Origin of the sequence: Corynebacterium sp. HMSC064E07 (genome assembly GCF_001815745.1) — a bacterium.
Lineage (GTDB): Bacteria > Actinomycetota > Actinomycetes > Mycobacteriales > Mycobacteriaceae > Corynebacterium > Corynebacterium jeikeium_D.
This window is the reverse complement of the sequence record NZ_KV821813.1, coordinates 70,610-90,815: the sequence shown is the minus strand read 5'-3', so window position 1 is coordinate 90,815 and position 20,206 is coordinate 70,610. Positions and strand designations below refer to the sequence as shown.

General features: G+C 58.9%; 18 protein-coding genes. 17 read left to right on the top strand and 1 reads right to left on the bottom strand.

Going from position 1 to position 20,206, the window contains the following annotated elements:
- Window positions 1–52 precede the first annotated feature (52 nt).
- The 3 genes from lysA to thrB are packed head-to-tail and all read left to right on the top strand — an operon-like array spanning window position 53 to window position 3,729.
- Window positions 53–1,471: a diaminopimelate decarboxylase gene (gene lysA, locus HMPREF3053_RS04885; RefSeq protein WP_070549675.1), complete on the top strand. Its 1,419-nt coding sequence runs from the start codon at window positions 53–55 to the stop codon at window positions 1,469–1,471.
- Window positions 1,468–2,802: a homoserine dehydrogenase gene (locus HMPREF3053_RS04880; protein ID WP_016422448.1), complete on the top strand. Its 1,335-nt coding sequence runs from the start codon at window positions 1,468–1,470 to the stop codon at window positions 2,800–2,802. Before lysA ends, HMPREF3053_RS04880 begins: the two co-directional genes overlap by 4 nt.
- Window positions 2,803–3,729: a homoserine kinase gene (thrB, locus tag HMPREF3053_RS04875; protein WP_049190091.1), complete on the top strand. Its 927-nt coding sequence runs from the start codon at window positions 2,803–2,805 to the stop codon at window positions 3,727–3,729. It begins immediately after the preceding gene.
- A 45-nt stretch (window positions 3,730–3,774) separates the two neighbouring features.
- Here thrB and HMPREF3053_RS04870 read toward each other — a convergent pair whose 3' ends face one another.
- Entirely contained in the window at window positions 3,775–5,493 is a 1,719-nt protein-coding gene (locus HMPREF3053_RS04870) for a long-chain fatty-acid--CoA ligase (protein WP_049172045.1), read from the bottom strand.
- Between the two features lie 515 nt (window positions 5,494–6,008).
- Between HMPREF3053_RS04870 and rho the strand changes: the two genes are divergently transcribed.
- From rho to HMPREF3053_RS04800, 14 genes are all read left to right on the top strand, one after another.
- Window positions 6,009–7,961, top strand: coding sequence for a transcription termination factor Rho (gene rho, locus HMPREF3053_RS04865; protein ID WP_049172046.1), 1,953 nt, complete (start codon window positions 6,009–6,011; stop codon window positions 7,959–7,961).
- A gap of 66 nt (window positions 7,962–8,027) precedes the next feature.
- The gene (gene prfA / locus HMPREF3053_RS04860; protein WP_005509382.1) at window positions 8,028–9,101 is read left to right on the top strand and encodes a peptide chain release factor 1; all 1,074 of its coding nucleotides are present in this window, start codon (window positions 8,028–8,030) and stop codon (window positions 9,099–9,101) included.
- On the top strand, window positions 9,088–10,032 hold the full coding sequence (prmC, locus tag HMPREF3053_RS04855) for a peptide chain release factor N(5)-glutamine methyltransferase (protein WP_049172049.1): 945 nt from the start codon (window positions 9,088–9,090) through the stop codon (window positions 10,030–10,032). The genes prfA and prmC overlap by 14 nt, the downstream gene beginning before the upstream one ends.
- Window positions 10,033–10,069: 37 nt before the next feature.
- Complete coding sequence (locus tag HMPREF3053_RS04850; RefSeq protein WP_005509411.1) at window positions 10,070–10,726, top strand: L-threonylcarbamoyladenylate synthase; 657 nt, start codon at window positions 10,070–10,072, stop codon at window positions 10,724–10,726.
- Between the two features lie 82 nt (window positions 10,727–10,808).
- Window positions 10,809–12,041 (top strand): glycosyltransferase family 4 protein, encoded by a 1,233-nt coding sequence (locus tag HMPREF3053_RS04845; protein WP_224783720.1) that lies wholly within the window; start codon window positions 10,809–10,811, stop codon window positions 12,039–12,041.
- The gene (locus HMPREF3053_RS04840; RefSeq protein ID WP_005509564.1) at window positions 12,038–12,487 is read left to right on the top strand and encodes a Cg1360 family ATP-synthase-associated protein; all 450 of its coding nucleotides are present in this window, start codon (window positions 12,038–12,040) and stop codon (window positions 12,485–12,487) included. The genes HMPREF3053_RS04845 and HMPREF3053_RS04840 overlap by 4 nt, the downstream gene beginning before the upstream one ends.
- Window positions 12,488–12,877: 390 nt before the next feature.
- Complete coding sequence (atpB, locus tag HMPREF3053_RS04835; RefSeq protein WP_016422455.1) at window positions 12,878–13,672, top strand: F0F1 ATP synthase subunit A; 795 nt, start codon at window positions 12,878–12,880, stop codon at window positions 13,670–13,672.
- A 141-nt stretch (window positions 13,673–13,813) separates the two neighbouring features.
- Complete coding sequence (locus HMPREF3053_RS04830; protein ID WP_016422456.1) at window positions 13,814–14,065, top strand: ATP synthase F0 subunit C; 252 nt, start codon at window positions 13,814–13,816, stop codon at window positions 14,063–14,065.
- 32 nt (window positions 14,066–14,097) lie between these two features.
- Complete coding sequence (locus HMPREF3053_RS04825) at window positions 14,098–14,661, top strand: F0F1 ATP synthase subunit B (RefSeq protein WP_005509352.1); 564 nt, start codon at window positions 14,098–14,100, stop codon at window positions 14,659–14,661.
- Between the two features lie 5 nt (window positions 14,662–14,666).
- Window positions 14,667–15,485, top strand: a complete 819-nt coding sequence (locus tag HMPREF3053_RS04820) for a F0F1 ATP synthase subunit delta (RefSeq protein ID WP_048735245.1) — start codon at window positions 14,667–14,669, stop codon at window positions 15,483–15,485.
- Window positions 15,486–15,539: 54 nt separating this feature from the next.
- Window positions 15,540–17,183: a F0F1 ATP synthase subunit alpha gene (gene atpA, locus HMPREF3053_RS04815; RefSeq protein WP_005509387.1), complete on the top strand. Its 1,644-nt coding sequence runs from the start codon at window positions 15,540–15,542 to the stop codon at window positions 17,181–17,183.
- A 53-nt stretch (window positions 17,184–17,236) separates the two neighbouring features.
- Complete coding sequence (locus HMPREF3053_RS04810) at window positions 17,237–18,217, top strand: F0F1 ATP synthase subunit gamma (RefSeq protein ID WP_005509705.1); 981 nt, start codon at window positions 17,237–17,239, stop codon at window positions 18,215–18,217.
- Between the two features lie 2 nt (window positions 18,218–18,219).
- Window positions 18,220–19,659, top strand: coding sequence for a F0F1 ATP synthase subunit beta (gene atpD / locus HMPREF3053_RS04805; RefSeq protein ID WP_005509621.1), 1,440 nt, complete (start codon window positions 18,220–18,222; stop codon window positions 19,657–19,659).
- A gap of 11 nt (window positions 19,660–19,670) precedes the next feature.
- A complete protein-coding gene (locus tag HMPREF3053_RS04800) occupies window positions 19,671–20,042 on the top strand; it encodes a F0F1 ATP synthase subunit epsilon (RefSeq protein ID WP_049172054.1) in 372 nt (123 codons plus the stop codon).
- Window positions 20,043–20,206 lie beyond the last annotated feature (164 nt).

Sequence of the window (20,206 nt, the reverse complement as noted above, 5' to 3'; positions counted from 1 at the left end):
TAAAACTACACCCCGTTGCTCCGCCCGGGTAACGGAGAAAGAGAGCTGTTTCGTGCCTATCGACGGCAATGGTTTCGAACTGGGTGGCTACACTCGACCCGATTCCACCCAATTTAATGAACTACCAGCGCATGTCTGGCCAACTACCGCCCGTCGTCGGGGCGATGACGAAGATAACCCCGGCTCGGTGGAAATTGGCGGCGTGAGCCTGGTCGACATTGCCAAGGAATTTGGCACTCCGGTTTTTGTCGTCGATGAGCAGGACTTCCGCTCCCGCTGCCGCTCGATGGCCAAGGCCTTCCGCGGCGCGGAGAATGTCCACTACGCATCCAAGGCTTTCCTGTCGAAGACCATCGCCCGCTGGGTAATGGAGGAGGGGCTGCATCTCGATGTCGCCTCGGGCAACGAGATGGCTATCGCTCTGGCTGCGGGATTCCCAGCCAAGGACATGACCTTCCACGGCAACAACAAGTCCACCGCTGAGCTGCGTGATGCTATCTCCGCCGGCGTGGGCAAGATTGTGCTTGACTCCCGTTCGGAGCTACGTCGCCTGTCCGAGGTAGCGGCTGAAGCAGGCGTGGTGCAGGACGTGCTCGTTCGCGTGAAGCCCGGTGTGGAAGCGCACACCCACGAGTTCATTGCTACTGCGCATGAAGATCAAAAGTTCGGCTTTTCCCTCGCGTCCGGTTCGGCGCTGGAAGCTGCCAACCTCGTAGAAGAGGACGACAATCTGCGCCTAGTTGGTCTGCACTGCCACATCGGCTCCCAGATTGTCGATTCCGACGGTTTCATTCTCGCCGCCGAGCGCGTGTTCTCACTGGTGGAAAAGCTGGTCGAACGTCACGGCACTGAAATCTCGGAACACTTCAACACCCTCGACCTCGGTGGCGGTTTCGGAATCGCCTACACCGCAGGCGAGCAGCCCCTCGACGTTGCTCCGCTTGCCGACGAGATCCTCACTGCTGTGGACAAGCTTGCGCAGCATATCGGCATTGCGACTCCGGCAGTGGCTGTTGAACCAGGTCGTGCCATCGTTGGCCCGTCCATGGTCACGGTGTACGAAGTGGGCACTTTGAAGGATGTGACCATCGATGACGGCATGACCCGTCGTTACGTATCGGTCGATGGCGGCATGAGCGACAATATTCGTCCGGCGCTTTACGGCTCGAACTATGATGGTCGCGTTGTTAATCGCGAGGTGTCCGGTTCCAGGATTCCCACCCGCGTCGTCGGAAAGCACTGTGAATCGGGAGACATTCTGATTAACGATGCGAACTACCCGAACGACATTGTCGAGGGTGATCTGTTCGCGCTCGCTGCTACTGGGGCATACTGTTACGCAATGGCCAGCCGCTACAACATGCTGACGCGACCACCAGTAGTGTCGGTATGCGATGGTCAAGTGACCCAAATATTAAGACGAGAAACCGTACAAGACTTACTAAGCCTGGAGTGTGAAACGCCACGATGACTGCCGCAACGAATAATCCTGGAAAGGGCGAGGGCCACAAAGTTGGTGTCGCTATTTTAGGTCTTGGCACAGTCGGTACTGAGGTTTACCGCCTGCTCAACGAGAAGGCTGAGGACTTCGAGCGCCGCATCGGCGGCCCGGTCGAGGTCGTTGGTATTGCTGTGAGCGACAAGACCAAGCCGCGTCCGAATGTGGATCAGGATCTTCTTACCGATGATGCTTTTTCGCTGGTTCAGCGCGATGACGTTGACCTGGTAGTCGAGGTCATCGGCGGCATTGATTACCCACGTCGCGTTGTGCTGGAGGCACTGCGTGCCGGCAAGTCGGTCGTGACCGCCAACAAGGCACTCGTCGCCGCTCACGGCGAGGAGCTCTCTGAGGCTGCCGATTCCTCGGGTGTCGACCTGTTCTTTGAGGCAGCTGTGGCTGCAGCTATCCCGGTCGTCGGGCCGCTGCGCCGTTCGCTGGCCGGTGACACTGTCAATAAGGTCATGGGTATTGTCAACGGCACTACCAACTTCATCCTTGATGCGATGGACTCCACTGGTGCGGACTACGACGAGATGCTGGCAGAGGCCACCCGCCTGGGTTACGCCGAGGCCGACCCGACTGCAGACGTCGAGGGCCACGATGCCGCTTCCAAGGCAGCTATTCTGGCCAGCCTGGCATTCCACACCCGCGTGACTGCTGATGATGTTCACTGCGAGGGTATTACCGAGATCACCGCTGACGACATCGCAGCCGCCAAGAGCGCAGACTGCACCATTAAGCTGCTGGCTACCTGTGAGCGGGTTACGGACGAAAATGGCAAGGAGTCCATTTCCGCCCGCGTGTACCCAGCGCTGATTCCACGTCGTCACCCGCTGGCAACTGTGCGTGAGTCTTTCAACGCTGTCTTCATTGAGGCCGAGGCCGCTGGTCGCCTGATGTTCTACGGCAACGGCGCTGGTGGTAATCCGACCGCCTCCGCAGTGCTCGGTGACCTCGTTGCAGCTGCTCGCAACATTGTCCACGGTGGTCGCGCACCGGGAGATTCCACCTACGCTAACCTGCCGATTCTCGACTTCGGTGACGTTCGCACCCGCTACCACATCGACCTGCACGTCGACGATCGTGTCGGAGTGCTTGCCGATGTCGCTCGTACCTTCTCTGATCACAACATCTCCCTGCGCACCGTCCGCCAGGAAGAGGGCGCCAACGGCGCTCGCCTGGTCATCGTGACCCACAAGGCACTGGAGAAGGATTTGGAAGCAACGGTCGACGAATTGCGCGCCAACGACGCGGTTTTGGCCGTCAACAACGTCATTCGTATCGAAGGAATGGATATCTAAATGGCACAGGAGCTTTTCCCGGGTCAGAAGGTCACCGTCACGGTTGCAGGTTCGTCAGCGAACTTGGGCCCGGGCTTCGACACCCTGGGGTTGGCAGTTGCGCTCTACGACATCGTCGAGGTCGAGGTCATCGAGTCCGGTGTCGTCGTTGAAATTCACGGCGAGGGCGAAGTCGACCTGCCGCGCAACGAATCTAATCTGGTTTTGCGCGCGATTCGCGCGGGCCTTCGCGCCGCAGGTGTCGAGGCACCGGGGCTGAAGGTTATTTGCCACAACACCATTCCGCAGTCGCGCGGTCTAGGCTCTTCCGCAGCCGCCGCCGTTGCTGGTGTCGCTGCCGCTAACGGTCTGGCGGGCTTCCCGCTTACCGACGACCAGGTAATCCAAGAATCCTCGGTATTCGAAGGCCACCCGGATAACGCTGGTGCATCCGTCCTCGGCGGGGCAGTGGTCAGCTGGACCGACAAGCCTGTCGATGGTCGCACCGCGCCCCAGTACCGAGCAGTGAGCATTCCGGTGCATGAGTCCATTCAGGCGACCGCACTCGTACCGGCATTCCACGCCTCCACGAATGCAGTTCGTCAGGTGCTGCCGAGCGATGTTTCGCATGTCGACGCTCGTTTCAATGTCTCTCGTACTGCGGTTATGACCGCAGCGCTGCAGTCCCACCCGGAACTGCTGTGGGAGGGAACGCGAGATCGCCTGCACCAGCCGTACCGCTCCGACGTGCTGCCGGTGACCGCAGAGTGGGTCAACCGCCTGCGCAACCGTGGCTACGCGGCATTCCTCTCGGGTGCTGGTCCGACCTGTATGGTTCTGGGAACTACTGCAGTAGATGAGAAGATCTTGGACGATGCCCGCGAGGCTGGCATCAAGGTCATGGAGCTGGGAATCGGTGAGCCGGTTAAGGTCGTGGTCGACGGCTAAGCCGCAGCTGCGGCCAGGTGCCGGGCCAGTGGCTTAGCCTGCTACCTACTTTTCGCCCGGCCCCTTCAGTTTCACGATGCTGTACTGACCTGCGCTCAAGTGCGAGCGCAGGTCTTTCTTGTCGAACTTGCCCACTGAGGTCTTATCGATTGAGTCCACGAAGGCCCAGTACTCCGGCAGCATCCACTTTGGCAGCTTTGGCCGCAGTTCATCGCGGAGCATTTCAGCGGTCTCCTTGCTCTGTTCAACTTCCGGCATCAGCACCGTAATGGCCAGTGGGCGCTCACCCCACTTTTTATCTGGCATGCCGATAATCGCGCACTCGAGTACCTGTGGGCTTTCCATTACGAAGTTTTCCAGCTGAGCGGAGTAGATCCACTCACCACCGGAACGAATGACATCGCGAGCACGGTCATGAATAGTCAGGTAGCCGTCGTGAGTAATCGAGCCGACATCGCCAGTGCGGAGCCACCCGTCCTCGGTGAACTGTTCGCTAGCCTCGTCGACCTCCGCACCGCGGAAGAAGTGCGCGGTGCCTCCATCTTGAGCCTCCGGAGAGCTGTAGTAGCCTCCGGTGACCGTGTTGCCGCGCACCTGCAGCTCACCCTGGTTGCGGTCATGCAGGTCGAGCACGCGGTCGTTGTCATCAACAATGCGGAACTGCATGATGTCCGGGAAACGTCCTTGGCTGACACGGTAGCGTTCGCGGGCCTCACCGGAGGCGCCGTACGGAGGTCGTGCCACGGTACCGATAGGCGAAGTCTCGGTCATGCCCCAGAAGTGGATGACATCGACACCGTAGCGCTCTTCCCATAGCCGAATCAATGCAGGTGGGACAGGAGAACCGCCCGAGAAAATCTCCTGCAGACTCATGCGCTTCGGAGGATTGCTGAGGTAGTGTGCCATGAGGTTAATCCACAGCGTCGGCACGCCCTGAGCTACGCGCGGCATTGAGGTTTCGATGATTTCTGCCAGACGCGGTGCGGACAGGTCCGCGCCGGGGAAGATTAGCGACGCCCCGCACATGAAGGAGGCCAGCGGCACGCCCCAGGACAGGACGTGATAAATGGGCACACAGCAAAGCCACGGGTTTCCATGCGAGATGGCAAAGGAGTCAGTGGTGCGCATATTCAGGCTGTGCAAGTACAGCGAACGGTGGCTGTAGACGACACCTTTAGGTGCGCCCTCGGTGCCCGTCGAATAGCACATGGCTGCACCGGAGTTTTCATCGAGCTCAGGCCAGTCGAAGCGGCTGGGGCGTCCGTCGATGAGCGATTCGTAGGAGTACCACGGGATACCATCCGGCAGTTGCTCAGCCACGTCAGACAGATCACCGATACCGATAATGATGACAGCGCGGACGCGCGGGCAGTGCGGAAGAACCTCGGCGAGTAGTTCGATCTCGGTCGGGTCCGCGATGATGACCTGGTCATCGGCGTGATTGATAATGTGCACAATCTGATCCGGCATGAGCTGCTTGTTCAGCGGCTGGAATACCGCGCCCATGGAGGCGACGCCGAGGAAGACCTCGAAGTGTTCGGCGCAGTTGTACATCAGGGTAGCGATGCGCTGATCCCCGTCGATGCCGAGCTCATCGCGAAGTGCATGTGCCAGCGCACTAGCGCGTGCGGCGATGGCGGCAAAAGTGGTGGTCTCGGGGCCGTCACTGTTCCAGGAGGTCACCGGAGTCCGACCGTGAATGGTGCGACCGTATTCCACAATCTGAGCGATATTGAGAGGAATATGAGGCATCGTACTGCGCATGAGCTCTACAGTACCGACTCACAGCCCCGCGACCTAGCGAAACGCAGGTGAGAACTAGTGTTGCTACCTGACTATTTGGTGACTATCCTTGGGCAATAGGTCGTTTTCAATACGCGGCTAGATACGTACTTCTTCATGTACTCCGCATGCCGTTGACCTTCGCAGTTGTTCACACAACGCGATGGCGCAACGTGACATTGAAAACACATAAATCAGTAGTGCGACTACATAGTCTTGCGGTGCTGTGGACCTAAAATTTCCTAACCATCTTCAGCCCGGACGCTCGGGTTTGAGATGCGGAAATAATGTAGGCAAGATGCCTCGGTTTAGTTTCAACGTCGAGGTCTTTTGCCTGGCTTTTTCGATAGTTTCCCGTCAGCTGCGGCTACTTTTCCGCACGTGGTAAAGGTTCGACGACGGAGCACACGCGGTGGCGGGCAGTAAGAGCGAAAAAGTGTCAATGACATAGCCCCCTGTAGAGAGTGACTGCAGGGAAGGTCGATGAAAGGACATCCGTGACCGATACGGACACCACTGCCACGGCAGGCGGCCCAGAGAATCTTGCGGCCCTCCGAATGGCAGAACTGCGTGAAATCGCTTCCAGCAAGGGCATTCGCGGCATCTCCGCCATGCGCAAGCATGAGCTGATTGAGGCCATTAAGAATGGTGCCCCGGCTGCTGGTTCCGCTCCAGCTCGGAAATCTCGCGCGAAGAAGGCTGCGGCTGGGGCTGCGGATACCGGCTCCAAGGCGAAGGATGCCAAGGAATCGCCGTCGGAAAGCGCGGATAAGGGTTCCAGTAAGAGCGCCGACAAGAGCGACAAGGGCAACGACAAGCGAGACGACGCCAACGCGGATGGTCGCGAGGAGATGTCCCGTTCTCAGCAGCGTCGAAATCGTCGTAACCGTGCTCGTCAGCGCGAGCAGGAGAATCAGGACGATCGCAGCAACGATAGCCGCGACGATTCCGATAACGGCAACGACCGCGGTGATCGCAACGACAATCGCAACGATCGTAATGATCGTAATGACCGCGGTGATCGCAACGACCGTAATAACCGCAACGATCGCAACAACCACGATCGAGACAACGACGATGAAGGCCGCGGCAACCGCAACAACCGCCGCGGTCGCAACAACAATCGCAATAACGACCGCAATAACCATGACGATGACGGTCGTGGCAACCGTAACCGCCGCAACCGTCGCAATCGCCGCGACCGTCGCGGACGCGATAACAACGGTGGGGGACACGGCGGTCAGGACGAGATCCGCGAGGATGACGTTCTCCAGCCGGTGGCTGGCATCGTCGATGTGCTAGATAACAAGACCGCATTCGTGCGCACGTCCGGATACCTGCCGGGCTCTAACGATGTGCTGGTGTCCGCGCAAATGGTTCGTAAATACGGTCTGCGCAAGGGCGACGCCGTCACTGGTCAGGTCCGCATGCCGCGTGAGAATGGCTCGGGCCAGGTCACTCATGGCAACGGCCGTAATCGCCGCAAGTACAACCCGCTGGTCAAGGTCGAAACTGTAAACGGCATCGATCCGGAGCAGGCAAAGCAGCGGCCGAACTTCGCTAAGCTCACCCCGCTGTACCCGAACCGTCGCCTGCGCCTGGAGACCGAGCAGAAGATTCTCACCACTCGCGTCATCGACCTGATTATGCCGATTGGTAAGGGTCAGCGTGCGCTCATCGTTTCGCCGCCGAAGGCCGGTAAGACCACGATCCTGCAGAACATTGCGAACGCTATCGCGACGAACAACCCCGAGTGCTACATGATGGTCGTGCTTGTCGACGAGCGCCCGGAGGAAGTCACCGACATGCAGCGCAGTGTCCGTGGCGAGGTTATTGCTTCTACCTTCGACCGCCCGCCGTCAGATCACACGGCAGTGGCCGAGTTGGCTATTGAGCGTGCAAAGCGTCTGGTGGAACAGGGGCAGGACGTCGTCGTACTGCTGGACTCCATTACCCGCCTTGGCCGTGCGTACAACAACTCTTCGCCGGCATCGGGACGAATCCTCTCCGGTGGTGTGGACTCCAACGCTCTGTACCCGCCGAAGCGCTTCTTGGGTGCTGCCCGAAACATCGAAGAAGGCGGCAGCCTCACCATCATCGCCACCGCGATGGTGGAGACCGGTTCCGCAGGCGACACTGTTATCTTCGAGGAGTTCAAGGGCACCGGTAACGCCGAGCTGAAGCTCGACCGTAAAATCTCCGAGCGCCGCGTGTTCCCGGCAGTGGATGTCAACCCGTCGGGTACTCGTAAGGATGAGCTACTGCTCAGCACGGAGGAGGCTCGCATTATGCACAAGCTGCGCCGCATCCTCTCCGCGCTGGAGTCGCAGGCTGCTATTGACCTGTTGATTAAGCAGCTGAAGAAGACCCGGAATAACAAGGAATTCCTGATGCAGGTGGCTTCTTCTGCACCAATGGCCGCCGACGTTGATGTGGACGACATGCTTTAGCTGGGGTTAGCCGCAAACCACAGCACCAACCAGCATTTCACCCATCACAATCTGAAGGAATATTCAATGGCTAATCAGGTTTCCGCAGTTGACGACATCCTCTCCGAATACCACGGGCTCGAGGCGCAGCTGGCTGACCCCGAGCTGCACAACGACCCGAAGGCTGCCCGTAAGGTCGGCAAGCGCTTCAATGAGCTGCAGCCGGTCATTCAGACTCACAAGAAGCTGACTGAGGTCCAGGATGACCTGGAGGCAGCTCGCGAGATGGCATACGAGGACTCCGAGTTCGCAGCTGAGGCTGAGCGTCTCGCTGCCGAGGCAGAGGAACTCGAGGAGAAGCTCGCCGACCTGCTGGCTCCGCGCGATCCGCACGACAGCGATGACATCGTTATGGAGCTCAAGTCCGGTGCCGGCGGTGAGGAGGCTGCGCTCTTCGCAGGTGAGCTCGCTCGCATGTACCAGCGCTATGCAGAAAAGCACGGCTTTACCACCGAGATTCTCGGTCTGTCCGAGTCTGATCTCGGCGGCGTGAAGGACATGACTATGTCCATCCGAGCCAAGACTCCGTCCCGCGACGGTGCGTGGAGCGTGTTCAAGTTTGAAGGTGGCGTCCACCGCGTGCAGCGCGTGCCGGTTACCGAATCTCAGGGCCGTATTCAAACGTCCGCCGCTGGTGTGCTGGTCTACCCGGAGCCCGACGAGGTCGAAGACATCCAGATTGATGAAAAGGATCTGCGTGTCGACGTCTACCGCTCCTCCGGTAAGGGCGGTCAGGGTGTTAACACGACTGACTCCGCCGTTCGCCTGACGCACCTTCCGACTGGTCTCGTTGTTACCTGTCAGAAGGAACGCTCGCAGATTCAGAACAAGGCCCGCGCTATGCAGGTCCTTGCTGCTCGACTGCAGCAGATGAAGGAAGAGGAGATCGCCGAGGCTGCCTCTGACCAGCGTAAGTCTCAGGTGCGCAACATGGATCGCTCCGAGCGCATCCGCACTTACAACTTCCCGGAGAACCGCGTTTCCGATCACCGCATCGGTTACAAGGCTCACAACCTGGACTCGGTGCTGGGCGGCGACATGGATGACCTGCTCAAGGCCCTCCACGACGCGGAGCGCGCTGAGCGTCTTGAAGCCGAGTAGCCCCACGCCCGCAGAAAATAGCTCGCCGACGTTACCGGATTCCGTCCGTACTCTCGGCGAGCTGTTTCGCTATGCGCGTCGCACGCTTGACGACGCGGCGCTGGCTTCTCCGGATGCCGACGCACGGGCGCTATTTGCAGCCGCAGTCGATGCGGGATCGGCAGACATTATCTTCCGCGGAGACGAACCGTACACCGATGAGGACGGTCGCAAGTATCTGGCCGAGATACTGGCCCGCAGAGTGGCTCGTGAGCCACTGCAGCACATCCTCGGTACGGCGCCGATGATGAGCCTGGAACTACAGGTCGGGCCCGGTGTTTTTGTACCCCGGCCGGAGACGGAACTGCTCGCGCAGTGGGCAATCGATCGAGCCCGTGAACTGGTCGCAAGTGGCGTCGTCAAGCCGAAAATCGTTGACTTGTGTACTGGATCCGGTGCGTTGGCGTTGGCGATCGCCGATGCCGTACCCGAAGCGGACGTGGTGGCTGTGGAGCTCTCTGAGCGGGCACGGGCGTGGGCTGCGAAGAATATCGAGACGTACGGCGATGGGCGTGTGCGTCTGATTGCTGGCGATGTCACGGATGTTCAGCTGATTGATGATGGCGCTGAGCTCGCAGAATGGGTAGGCGAGACCGACATTGTTGTGTCCAACCCTCCATATGTGCCCGAAGACACCGAAGTTGACCCCGAAGTGAGAGCTGATCCGCACTCTGCGGTCTTCGGCGGCGACGATGGGCTAGATGTCATTCGACCTATGATGAACCTAGTGGATGCGCTGGTGCGGCCGGGTGGAGTCATCGGCATCGAGCACGATGACTCTTCAGGAGACGATGTCAGTTCACTGCTAAAGGACACCTGGGATTACGCTGATGTAGAGGTCCACCGTGACTTTGCGGGCCGTGACCGTTTTACGGTGGGACGCAAAAATTGATCTTAAAAGCAAACTTTGAAGCAGGAGCACAAATCTGATGAGCAGGATTATGGACTGCAGCACAGATGAAAACCGCGAACGCGCAATTGCAGCAGCAGTAGATGCAGTGAAGGCAGGACGGCTGGTCGTTATGCCTACCGATACCGTCTACGGCCTTGGCTGCGATGCCTTTGATAACCAGGCCGTTGCCTCCTTGCTGCGTGCCAAGCACCGCGGCCCGGATATGCCGGTACCGGTGCTCGTGGGTTCCTGGAACACGATTGAGGGGCTCGTCCGCGAATACTCGCCAGCTGCTCGCACGCTGGTGGAGGCTTTCTGGCCGGGCGGACTGTCGCTGGTTGTGAACCAGGCGCCGAGCTTGCCGTGGAACCTTGGTGATACCGCGGGTACGGTCATGCTGCGCATGCCGCTGCACCCAATTGCTATCGAGATTCTGCGCCGCACCGGTCCGATGGCCGTGTCCAGTGCGAACATCTCCGGCCAGGCACCGGCCACCAATGCCGTGCGTGCCAAGCAGATGTTGGGTGGGGAAGCGGCTGTCTACGTCGACGGCGGCGAAGCCACGATTGGCACCCCATCGACGATTGTCGATATCTCGACTCCAGTGCCGCGGATTCTGCGCGAAGGCGCTGTGTCAGCAGCGGCGGTTGCCGAGGTTTTGAGTACTACGCCCGAGCGACTGCTGGGGCAGTAGTCTTGTCTACCTAAGGCTTTTCCTGTTTAGTATCTGCAGCGATTGTGTGGGTGAGTAGTACCTAGTGGCGGACATGAGCTTATTGGCAGCCCAGTCGGGTGGGGCAGGTGTGCCCATCCGCGAGCTCGCCATGCTCGTTTTAGTTTCCGCTGCTGTCAGTTATTTGCTCACTGGAGTGGTGCGTTATGTGCTGGTCCGCTCGGGCTGGTTGGATGCGCCCCGCACGCGCGATGTCCACGATATTCCGAAGCCCAGGCTCGGAGGCGTGGCGATGTACTCCGGGGTGGTCGCAGCTATCGCCCTTGCCTCGGTGATGCCGGCTCTCAACCGTGGTTTTCCGCCCATGACTCCAGATATGAGGGCAGTTGTGGCGGCCGCGTCGCTCTTGCTAATCGTCGGTATTTGGGATGACCTCTTTGACTTAGATGCCCTCACGAAGTTGGTGGGGCAGGTCGCGGCGGCACTTTTGATGTCATTTATGGGCGTCAATTGGTATCTGCTCTATATCCCGTTCAGTGGCGGCGCCACGCTCATTCTCGATCCAATCATGTCCACAGTCTTGACTGTCCTATTTACTGTGGCATTGATTAACGCCTTCAACTTTGTTGACGGCATCGATGGTCTCGCAGCTGGACTCGGCATGATCGCCGCAGCTGCAATCCTTGTCTATTCGATGGTCATGCTTCACGACCAAGGCGGAACCGTGTCTGCCTATCCACCCGCGATGATTTCCGCGTGCCTCCTCGGCGCTTGCCTGGGCTTCTTGCCGCACAACTTCGAGCCCGCACGCATTTTCATGGGCGATTCCGGTGCCATGATGATCGGCTTGCTGCTCGCAGCGGCATCGGTGTCGGCGTCGGGACGCATCGCGCCCTCCATGTACGGCACCGCTGACGTCATCGCTCTAATCTCGCCGGTTGTGGTCGTCATCGCAGCAATTAGCGTGCCAATGCTCGACTTGCTGCTTGCTGTCGTTCGCCGCGTCAGCCAGGGCAAGTCACCCTTCTCACCCGACAAAATGCATATTCACCACCGCCTCCTGTCGATGGGACACAGTCATCGCCGCGTGGTGCTAGTGCTTTACCTATGGGTGTCGGTCGTCGCGTACGCCGCCGTTGCCACCACCATTTTCCCCTTTGAATTTGTCGCTCTCACCTTCGGGATCCTGCTTATCATCGCGGTTGTCTTCACCCTCCGCCGTCGCAATGCGCTTGCCGACGACCGTTCAACGGGAGCGCGTCCCAGAAGTGGAAGTGGGGTCCGGCAGGTTATAAGACGTCGACGTGGACGCAGAAGGTACAATCTTCGACCGTGACTGAAAAAACAACTCCGGAGCCCGAGTCTAAATACGACGATTCGCGGCGACCGCTGCTGGCTGCTGCTCGCTCGGGCGCAATCGCGCTCGCTGTGATTACCGTGCTTTCGCTGCTGGTCTGGGGTGGCAAAAACGGTATGCCCGGTGTCTGGGGCGTACTCCTTGGTGCGGGCATTAGCGGAAGCTTCGTATTGCTTACCGTTCTAGGCATCCTCTTTACTGCTCGAACTTCGCCGTCCGTCACGCTTGCCGTTGTACTGGGTGGCTGGTTGTTGAAGATTGTCGTATTGATCGGTGTCCTGGTTGTTATTAGAAATCTTGAGTTTTATGACAACATGACTTTCTTCGTCACTGTTGTACTCACGCTGATGGTGACGCTGGGTGCAGAAGTGTGGGGAATGTCGCAATCTAACCTCACTTATGTGCAACCAATGAAGGACGAATAGCTCGTTAATAACTTGTTGACCTGCTGAGAGGCTGCAATGCGCCTCTAAAACCGCAGGTAATAAGCATATTGTCCAGTTTGTGCAGAAGATGCCACAAATAGAGGCCGAAACCCACAGCGGGGGTCGGCCTCTTTGTTGGTTTCGGGGTCGGAAACGCGGGGGTGTACCGGGTGGGGAAAATGAGTCAGAACTGTTATCCTGAGTTTCGGGTAAGACGGCCTGTAGCGAAATAACTATCATTTCCACAGGTACGGTCCCCGTGAGCGCCGTGCTGATGAGCGAATGGAATCCGCGGCGCGACACGTTAAATGACGTCCTTCGCACCGCTTGACAATAGTTCTAGCGGCCCAATCACGGGAGAGAACGCTGAGCGTTACAACACTTGCCGAGATGCGGGGTGAGTTTCACTCACCCAACTTGCAGGAGGAGTATTTCCCGGGTGAACAATTTGGCGACTTCATTTTAGGTGGCAGTGGCGACTGGTACGCCATGGACCGCCTGATGATTGTTCGTCTTTTGATGGCCGTGATCGTCGCCGTGTTCTTCGTCGTCGCAATGCGTCGTCCGAAGCTCGTGCCGACTGGTCTGCAGAACGTTGCGGAGTTGATGCTGGACTTCGTCCGCATCCACATCGCGGAGGAGATTCTGGGTAAGAAGGAGGGGCGTCGTTTCCTTCCGGTTCTGGCCACCATCTTCTTCCTTGTTATCTCGATGAATATTGCGGCTATTATTCCTGGCCTCAATATTTCGCCGAACGCCCGAATCGGTATGCCACTGGTTCTGGCCCTGTTCGCATACGTTGCCTTCATTTACGCGGGCTCGAAGAAGATGGGCTTCTTCAAGTTTGTGAAGTCGGCAGTCGTTATTCCGAACTTGCCACCGGTACTCCACCTCATCGTGGTGCCGATCGAGATTTTCTCCAACTTCGTTCTCCGCCCAGTTACGCTGACCATCCGTCTGATGGCCAACATGCTGGCGGGCCACATGGTTCTAGTCCTGCTTTTCGGTGCCACGAACTTCTTCTTCTGGCAGCTGAATGGTTGGACCGCCCTGTCCGGGTTGACCCTTGTCGCTGCGGTAGCATTCACGCTGTTCGAGATGCTGGTGATTTTCCTGCAGGCATACATCTTTGCCCTGCTGAGCGCCGTCTACATCGAACTGTCGCTGCACGCAGACGAGCACTAACCCATAACTAATGAGGCCGCAACTTCGGCAACAAGGCCTCGCAAATTTAATAGCAAGACCCACTTGACCCACAAAAGCCCCGGGCCTACTTAGAACAATCTTTAATCCGGGGCCATCCTTTAAGAAAGGGAACGGTTCATAATGAACGACGTCATCCTCTCCGCCCAGGACGCTGTCCAGGCTGTCGACACCAACGCTGGCCTGAAGACCATCGGTTACGGTCTGTCCACCCTGGGCCCGGGCCTCGGTATCGGTATCGTCGCCGGCAAGACCGTTGAGGGTATGGCACGCCAGCCTGAGATGGCCGGCCAGCTGCGTACCACCATGTTCCTGGGTATCGCCTTCACTGAGGCTCTCGCCCTGATCGGCCTGGTCGCAGGCTTCGTTTTCTAAGTCCGGACCTTCAAGCGGAGAACACGTAAACCATGACAGATTTCACCTTTTTGCTAGCGGCGGGTGACCTCCCGATGGGAGAGTCCATTAACCCGCTGCTGCCAAAGACCTATGACATCGTCTGGTCCGTTGTCCCGCTGGTAGTTATCCTGGTTCTCTTCTGGAAGCTCGTTCTTCCGAAGTTCCAGGAGGTCCTGACCGAGCGGGAGGACCGGATTGAGGGCGGCATTGAACGCGCTGAAGCTGCACAGGCTGAAGCCAAGGCCGCTCTGGAAAAGTACAACAGTCAGCTCGCAGAGGCCCGTACTGAAGCAGCAAAGATTCGCGACGAAGCCCGTGCACAGGGTCAGCGCATCATTGCAGACGCTACGACCAAGGCTAATGACGAGAGCGCACGAATCATCGAGTCCGGTGAGAAGCAGCTCGCTGCCCAGCGTGAGCAGGTAGTCGCAGAGCTGCGTAAGGAAATGGGCCAGAACTCCATCAATCTCGCTGAGCGCCTTCTGGGCGAGCAGCTTTCCGACGACGTTCGTAACTCGTCGACGATTGACAACTTCTTGTCCAACCTTGACACCGTGGCCCCGGCCGGAAAGTAGGCGACATGCACGCAGCAAGCCGCGAATCCCTGGCAGCCCTTAGCCAGCGACTGGACGCCGCTATCGGTGGCGACAATGTCGCTGTTGCTCAGGCTGCTCAGACTGGTTCCGAGCTTTTCGACATCGTCGAGGTCCTGGACTCCGACCGCGGCCTGCGTGTCGCTGTCGCCGACACCTCGGCGACTGCGGAACAGCGTTCCGGCCTTGTCCGGAGCCTGTTCGCGGGCAAGGTATCTGAGACGACTCTTAACCTCGTCGTGGATGCTGCCGCGCAGGTATGGTCCACCCCGCGTGAAATGCGTGAGGGTTTGGTAGAGCTGGGCCGTCGAGCCCTCCTTCGCTCTGCCGAAGGCCAGGGACAGCTTGAGACTGTTGAGTCTGAGCTGTTCCAACTGGGACACATCCTGGCTGAGCAGTCGCAGCTTGAACAGCTGCTGGCCGACAAGGCCGCAACCCCCGAAGCCAAGCGTGGGCTCCTCGCCTCTGTGCTGTACGGCAAGGTCACTTCCGTGACCGAAACCCTGGCACTGCAGGCTGTTGGCCGCCCATCCAAGCGCCCCGCGGACGACATTGACTCCCTGTCCCGGCTAGCCGCCGGCCTGCGGAACCACGTCGTCGCTCGCGTGACCAGTGCCACGGCCGTCTCTGACGAGCAAGAGCGAGCACTGGCGGACAAGCTCGGCCGAGTCTACGGCAAGGCGATGTCCATCCACACCGTGATCGACAAGTCGATTCTCGGTGGACTGGTCATCCGGGTTGGCGACGAGGTCATCGACGGTAGCCTTTCAACAAAGCTTGAGAAGCTGCGCGTCGGCCTCGGCTGACGGATGGTTTAGACGATTAATCACTGGAAGAATATTACCGAGAGCAGGAAGAACATGGCGGAGCTGACGATCTCCTCCGACGAGATCCGTAGCGCGATTGCGAACTACACCTCGAGCTACTCCCCGGAGGCCTCCCGTGAGGAGGTTGGCGTTGTTATCAGTGCAGCTGATGGTATCGCCCAGGTTTCGGGAATGCCGTCGGTCATGACGAATGAGCTTCTGGAGTTCCCGGGCGGCGTTATTGGCGTCGCTCAGAACCTTGACACCGACAAGGTCGGCGTTGTGGTGCTGGGTAACTTCGAGTCGCTTAAAGAGGGTGACGAGGTAAAGCGGACGGGTGACGTCCTTTCGATTCCGGTCGGGGACAAGTTCCTCGGTCGCGTAATTAACCCCCTGGGCCAGCCGATTGACGGCCTGGGCGACATTGAGGCTGAAGAGGACCGCGTCCTCGAGCTGCAGGCACCGACCGTGCTGCAGCGTCAGCCGGTTGAAGAGCCGATGGCTACTGGTATTAAGGCCATCGACGCAATGACCCCAATTGGTCGTGGTCAGCGTCAGCTGATCATTGGTGACCGTAAGACCGGTAAGACCGCGGTCTGCCTGGACACCATTTTGAACCAGAAGGCTAACTGGGAGTCCGGTGACCCGAGCAAGCAGGTGCGATGCATCTACGTTGCTATCGGTCAGAAGGGCTCCACCATTGCTGGTGTGCGCCAGACCCTCGAGGAGCAGGGCGCACTCGAGTACACCACCATCGTTGCTGCCCCGGCGTCGGATGCCGCAGGCTTCAAGTGGCTTGCACCATTCGCAGGCGCCGCACTGGGTCAGCACTGGATGTACCAGGGCAAGCACGTCCTGGTCATTTACGATGATCTGACTAAGCAGGCAGAGGCATACCGTGCCATCTCGCTGCTGCTGCGTCGCCCGCCGGGACGCGAAGCTTACCCGGGTGACGTCTTCTACCTCCACTCCCGTCTGCTGGAGCGTGCTGCGAAGCTCTCCGACGACATGGGTGCAGGCTCGCTGACCGCACTGCCGATCATCGAGACCAAGGCAAACGACGTGTCGGCCTTCATTCCGACCAACGTCATTTCCATTACCGATGGCCAGGTCTTCCTCGAGTCCGACCTGTTCAACCAGGGTGTCCGCCCGGCTATTAACGTCGGTGTGTCGGTTTCCCGTGTTGGTGGTGCCGCACAGACCAAGGGCATGAAGAAGGTTTCCGGTAACCTGCGTCTGGACCTCGCGTCCTACCGCGACCTGGAAGCATTCGCAATGTTCGCATCCGACCTGGACGATGCCTCCAAGCGTCAGCTGGAGCGCGGTCAGCGTCTGGTTGAGCTGCTGAAGCAGAAGGAAAACCACCCGCAGCCGGTCGAGTACCAGATGACCTCCATCTACCTCGCTGGTGAGGGCGAATTCGACGATGTCCCGGTTGAGGACGTCCGTCGCTTCGAGGCCGAGCTGCTTGAGCACCTGCAGGACACTCAGCCTGCAGTCTTCGAGCAGATTGACGGCGGCGTCGCCTTCTCTGACGAGTCCAAGGCTGCTCTGAAGTCCGCTACCGCTAACTTCAAGAAGTCCTTCCAGACTTCTGAGGGCGCACCGCTGGCTTCCGAGGCTCCGGTCGAGGCACTCGACGAGGGCGAGCTCAAGAAGCAGCAGATTACGGTCTCCCGCAAGACTGCCCAGAACTAGGCAGGTTGAGCTACTCAATGACCGTTTTCGCAATTGAAGGGAGGGAATAGGACATGGCGAATCTTCGTGAACTTCGAGCCCGAATCAAGTCGGTGAACTCGACCAAGAAGATCACCAAGGCCCAGGAGCTTATCGCAACCTCGCGCATTACCAAGGCGCAGCGTCGCGTAGCAGACTCCCAGCCGTACGCCGACGAAATCGAGAAGGTCATCGGACGTCTCGCATCGGCTTCGTCGTTGGATCACCCGATGCTCGTAAAGCGTGAGGGTAACCAGCGTGTTGCAGTCCTGGTTGTCACCAGTGACCGCGGCATGTGTGGCGGCTACAACCACAACGTCCTGAAGAAGGCTGCAGAGCTGCGTACCGCTCTGGAAGAGCAGGGGCATGAGGTCGTTCTCTACGTGACTGGCCGTAAGGGCACCGACTACTACGACTTCCGTGGTGTCGAGCTCGCCGGTACGTGGGAGGGCTTCTCCCAGGATCCGGACTACGCCGCAACCCACGACGTGCGTCGTCACCTCATTGATGGTTTCAACGCTACGGCCGAGGGCACTGCCAAGTACCGCGAAGGCCTGCGTGGCACCAACGGCGAGGCCGTTCAGGGCTTCGACCAGGTCCACGTTGTCTACACGGAATTCGTGTCCATGCTTTCTCAGATTCCGCGTGCACACCAGATGCTCCCGATTGAGCCTGTGTACGAGGATGTCGAGATTGCTCAGGGCGAGGACATGCTGTCCGATGGATCAGATGACCTCAAGCCGGACTACGAATTCGAGCCTGATGCAGACACCCTGTTGGCAGAGCTTCTGCCGCAGTACGTGTCCCGTACCCTGTTCGCAGTGATGCTCGAGGCCGCTGCCTCTGAGTCCGCTGCCCGTCGTAACGCTATGAAGTCCGCGACGGACAACGCTACCGAGCTGGTCAAGGACCTCTCGCGTGTTGCTAACCAGGCACGTCAGGCACAGATTACCCAGGAAATCACAGAAATCGTCGGTGGCGCCGGTGCGCTCGACGACAGCGGAGAAAGTGACTAGATATGAGCACAGCTCTAAGTGAGCAGAACACCACCACGGCTGTGGGCCGTGTTGTGCGTGTCATCGGTGCCGTCGTCGACGTGGAGTTCCCGCGTAACGAACTGCCGGCACTTTACAACGCGCTGACCGTGGAAGTTACCCTTCCTTCGGTCGCCAAGACCATTGTCCTCGAGACTGCACAGCACCTCGGCGACAACATGGTTCGTACCATTGCTATGGCCCCGACCGACGGCCTGGTCCGCGGTGCAGAGGTCAAGGACACCGGTAAGCCGATTTCGGTTCCGGTTGGTGACGTCGTCAAGGGTCACGTCTTTAACGCAATGGGCGACTGCCTGGACGAGCCGGGCCTGGGTCGCGATGGCGAGCAGTGGGGCATCCACCGTGAGCCGCCGGCCTTCGATCAGCTCGAGGGCAAGACCGAGATTCTGGAAACCGGTATTAAGGTCATCGACCTGCTGACCCCGTACGTTAAGGGCGGCAAGATTGGTCTGTTCGGTGGTGCCGGTGTCGGTAAGACCGTTCTGATCCAGGAGATGATTACTCGTATTGCACGCGAGTTCTCCGGTACTTCGGTCTTCGCCGGTGTTGGTGAGCGTACCCGTGAGGGCACCGACCTCTTCCTGGAAATGGAAGAGATGGGCGTTCTCCAGGACACCGCCCTCGTCTTCGGCCAGATGGACGAGCCGCCGGGAGTCCGTATGCGTGTCGCGCTGTCGGGTCTGACCATGGCGGAGTACTTCCGCGATGTTCAGCACCAGGACGTGCTGCTCTTCATTGACAACATCTTCCGTTTCACCCAGGCCGGTTCTGAGGTTTCGACCCTGCTGGGTCGTATGCCTTCCGCCGTGGGTTACCAGCCGACCCTGGCTGACGAGATGGGTGTTCTGCAGGAGCGCATTACGTCCACCAAGGGCCGTTCGATTACCTCTCTGCAGGCCGTCTACGTGCCTGCCGATGACTACACCGACCCGGCTCCGGCAACGACCTTCGCCCACCTCGATGCAACCACCGAGCTCGACCGCTCGATTGCATCGAAGGGTATTTACCCGGCAGTGAACCCGCTGACTTCGACTTCTCGTATCCTCGAGCCGTCGATCGTCGGTGAGGAGCACTACCGAGTTGCTCAGCAGGTTATTAACATCCTGCAGAAGAACAAGGAACTCCAGGACATCATCGCCATCCTCGGTATGGACGAGCTGTCTGAGGAGGACAAGGTGACCGTGCAGCGTGCACGTCGTATCCAGCGATTCTTGGGTCAGAACTTCTTCGTTGCTGAGAAGTTCACGGGTCTGCCTGGTTCGTACGTCCCGCTGAAGGACACCATCGTTGCCTTCGACCGCATCTGCAAGGGCGACTTCGACAACTACCCGGAGATGGCCTTCGACGGCCTGGGTGGCCTCGACGATGTCGAGAAGAAGTACGCTGAAATGCAGAAGAAGTAAGGGGCATCCTCATGGCTGAAATCACCGCTGAACTGGTTGCCGTTGAGCGACCGCTCTGGAAGGGCAAGGCCACTTTGGTCTCTGCCCAGACCACCGAGGGTGAGATCGGCGTGCTGCCCGGACACCAGCCGTTGCTTGGCCAGCTGGTCAACAACGGCACGGTGACCATCAAGACCGCAGACGGCAAGGTTCTTGTCGCTTCGGTACAGGGTGGGTTCATTTCCGTGTCTACCTCGAAGGTTTCGATCCTCGCGGATAAGGCAGTCTGGGCTGACGAGGTTAACCTCTCCGAGGCCGAGTCCAACCTGACTTCGGATGACCCTGCAGTAAAGGCTCAGGCTGAGTCGGAGGTCCGCGCGGCTCGTCGCGCTTCCACCAACTAGTCTGTTCGCCTGAACATCCGGTCGCACGACCGTATTCTTCCTGCTTCTTTAAACGGGGCGGGGAGCTCGCAAGAGAAATCTTGCCAGCTTCCCGCCCCGTTTTTCTTAGTTATTTTTCATGTCAGTGCAACAATCGGGTAGGGTTTGTAAAAAGCCTCTAATGC

What these genes read in the sequence shown, in the direction of transcription:
- atpD (WP_005509621.1), top strand. Translation starts at nt 18,220, where the DNA reads ATGAGCACAGCTCTAAGTGAGCAGAACACCACCACGGCTGTGGGCCGT.
- thrB (WP_049190091.1), top strand. Translation starts at nt 2,803, where the DNA reads ATGGCACAGGAGCTTTTCCCGGGTCAGAAGGTCACCGTCACGGTTGCA.
- HMPREF3053_RS04800 (WP_049172054.1), top strand. Translation starts at nt 19,671, where the DNA reads ATGGCTGAAATCACCGCTGAACTGGTTGCCGTTGAGCGACCGCTCTGG.
- HMPREF3053_RS04830 (WP_016422456.1), top strand. Translation starts at nt 13,814, where the DNA reads ATGAACGACGTCATCCTCTCCGCCCAGGACGCTGTCCAGGCTGTCGAC.
- HMPREF3053_RS04810 (WP_005509705.1), top strand. Translation starts at nt 17,237, where the DNA reads ATGGCGAATCTTCGTGAACTTCGAGCCCGAATCAAGTCGGTGAACTCG.
- prfA (WP_005509382.1), top strand. Translation starts at nt 8,028, where the DNA reads ATGGCTAATCAGGTTTCCGCAGTTGACGACATCCTCTCCGAATACCAC.
- atpA (WP_005509387.1), top strand. Translation starts at nt 15,540, where the DNA reads ATGGCGGAGCTGACGATCTCCTCCGACGAGATCCGTAGCGCGATTGCG.
- HMPREF3053_RS04870 (WP_049172045.1), bottom strand. Translation starts at nt 5,493, where the DNA reads ATGCGCAGTACGATGCCTCATATTCCTCTCAATATCGCTCAGATTGTG.
- HMPREF3053_RS04825 (WP_005509352.1), top strand. Translation starts at nt 14,098, where the DNA reads ATGACAGATTTCACCTTTTTGCTAGCGGCGGGTGACCTCCCGATGGGA.
- atpB (WP_016422455.1), top strand. Translation starts at nt 12,878, where the DNA reads ATGCGGGGTGAGTTTCACTCACCCAACTTGCAGGAGGAGTATTTCCCG.
- HMPREF3053_RS04820 (WP_048735245.1), top strand. Translation starts at nt 14,667, where the DNA reads ATGCACGCAGCAAGCCGCGAATCCCTGGCAGCCCTTAGCCAGCGACTG.
- HMPREF3053_RS04850 (WP_005509411.1), top strand. Translation starts at nt 10,070, where the DNA reads ATGAGCAGGATTATGGACTGCAGCACAGATGAAAACCGCGAACGCGCA.
- HMPREF3053_RS04880 (WP_016422448.1), top strand. Translation starts at nt 1,468, where the DNA reads ATGACTGCCGCAACGAATAATCCTGGAAAGGGCGAGGGCCACAAAGTT.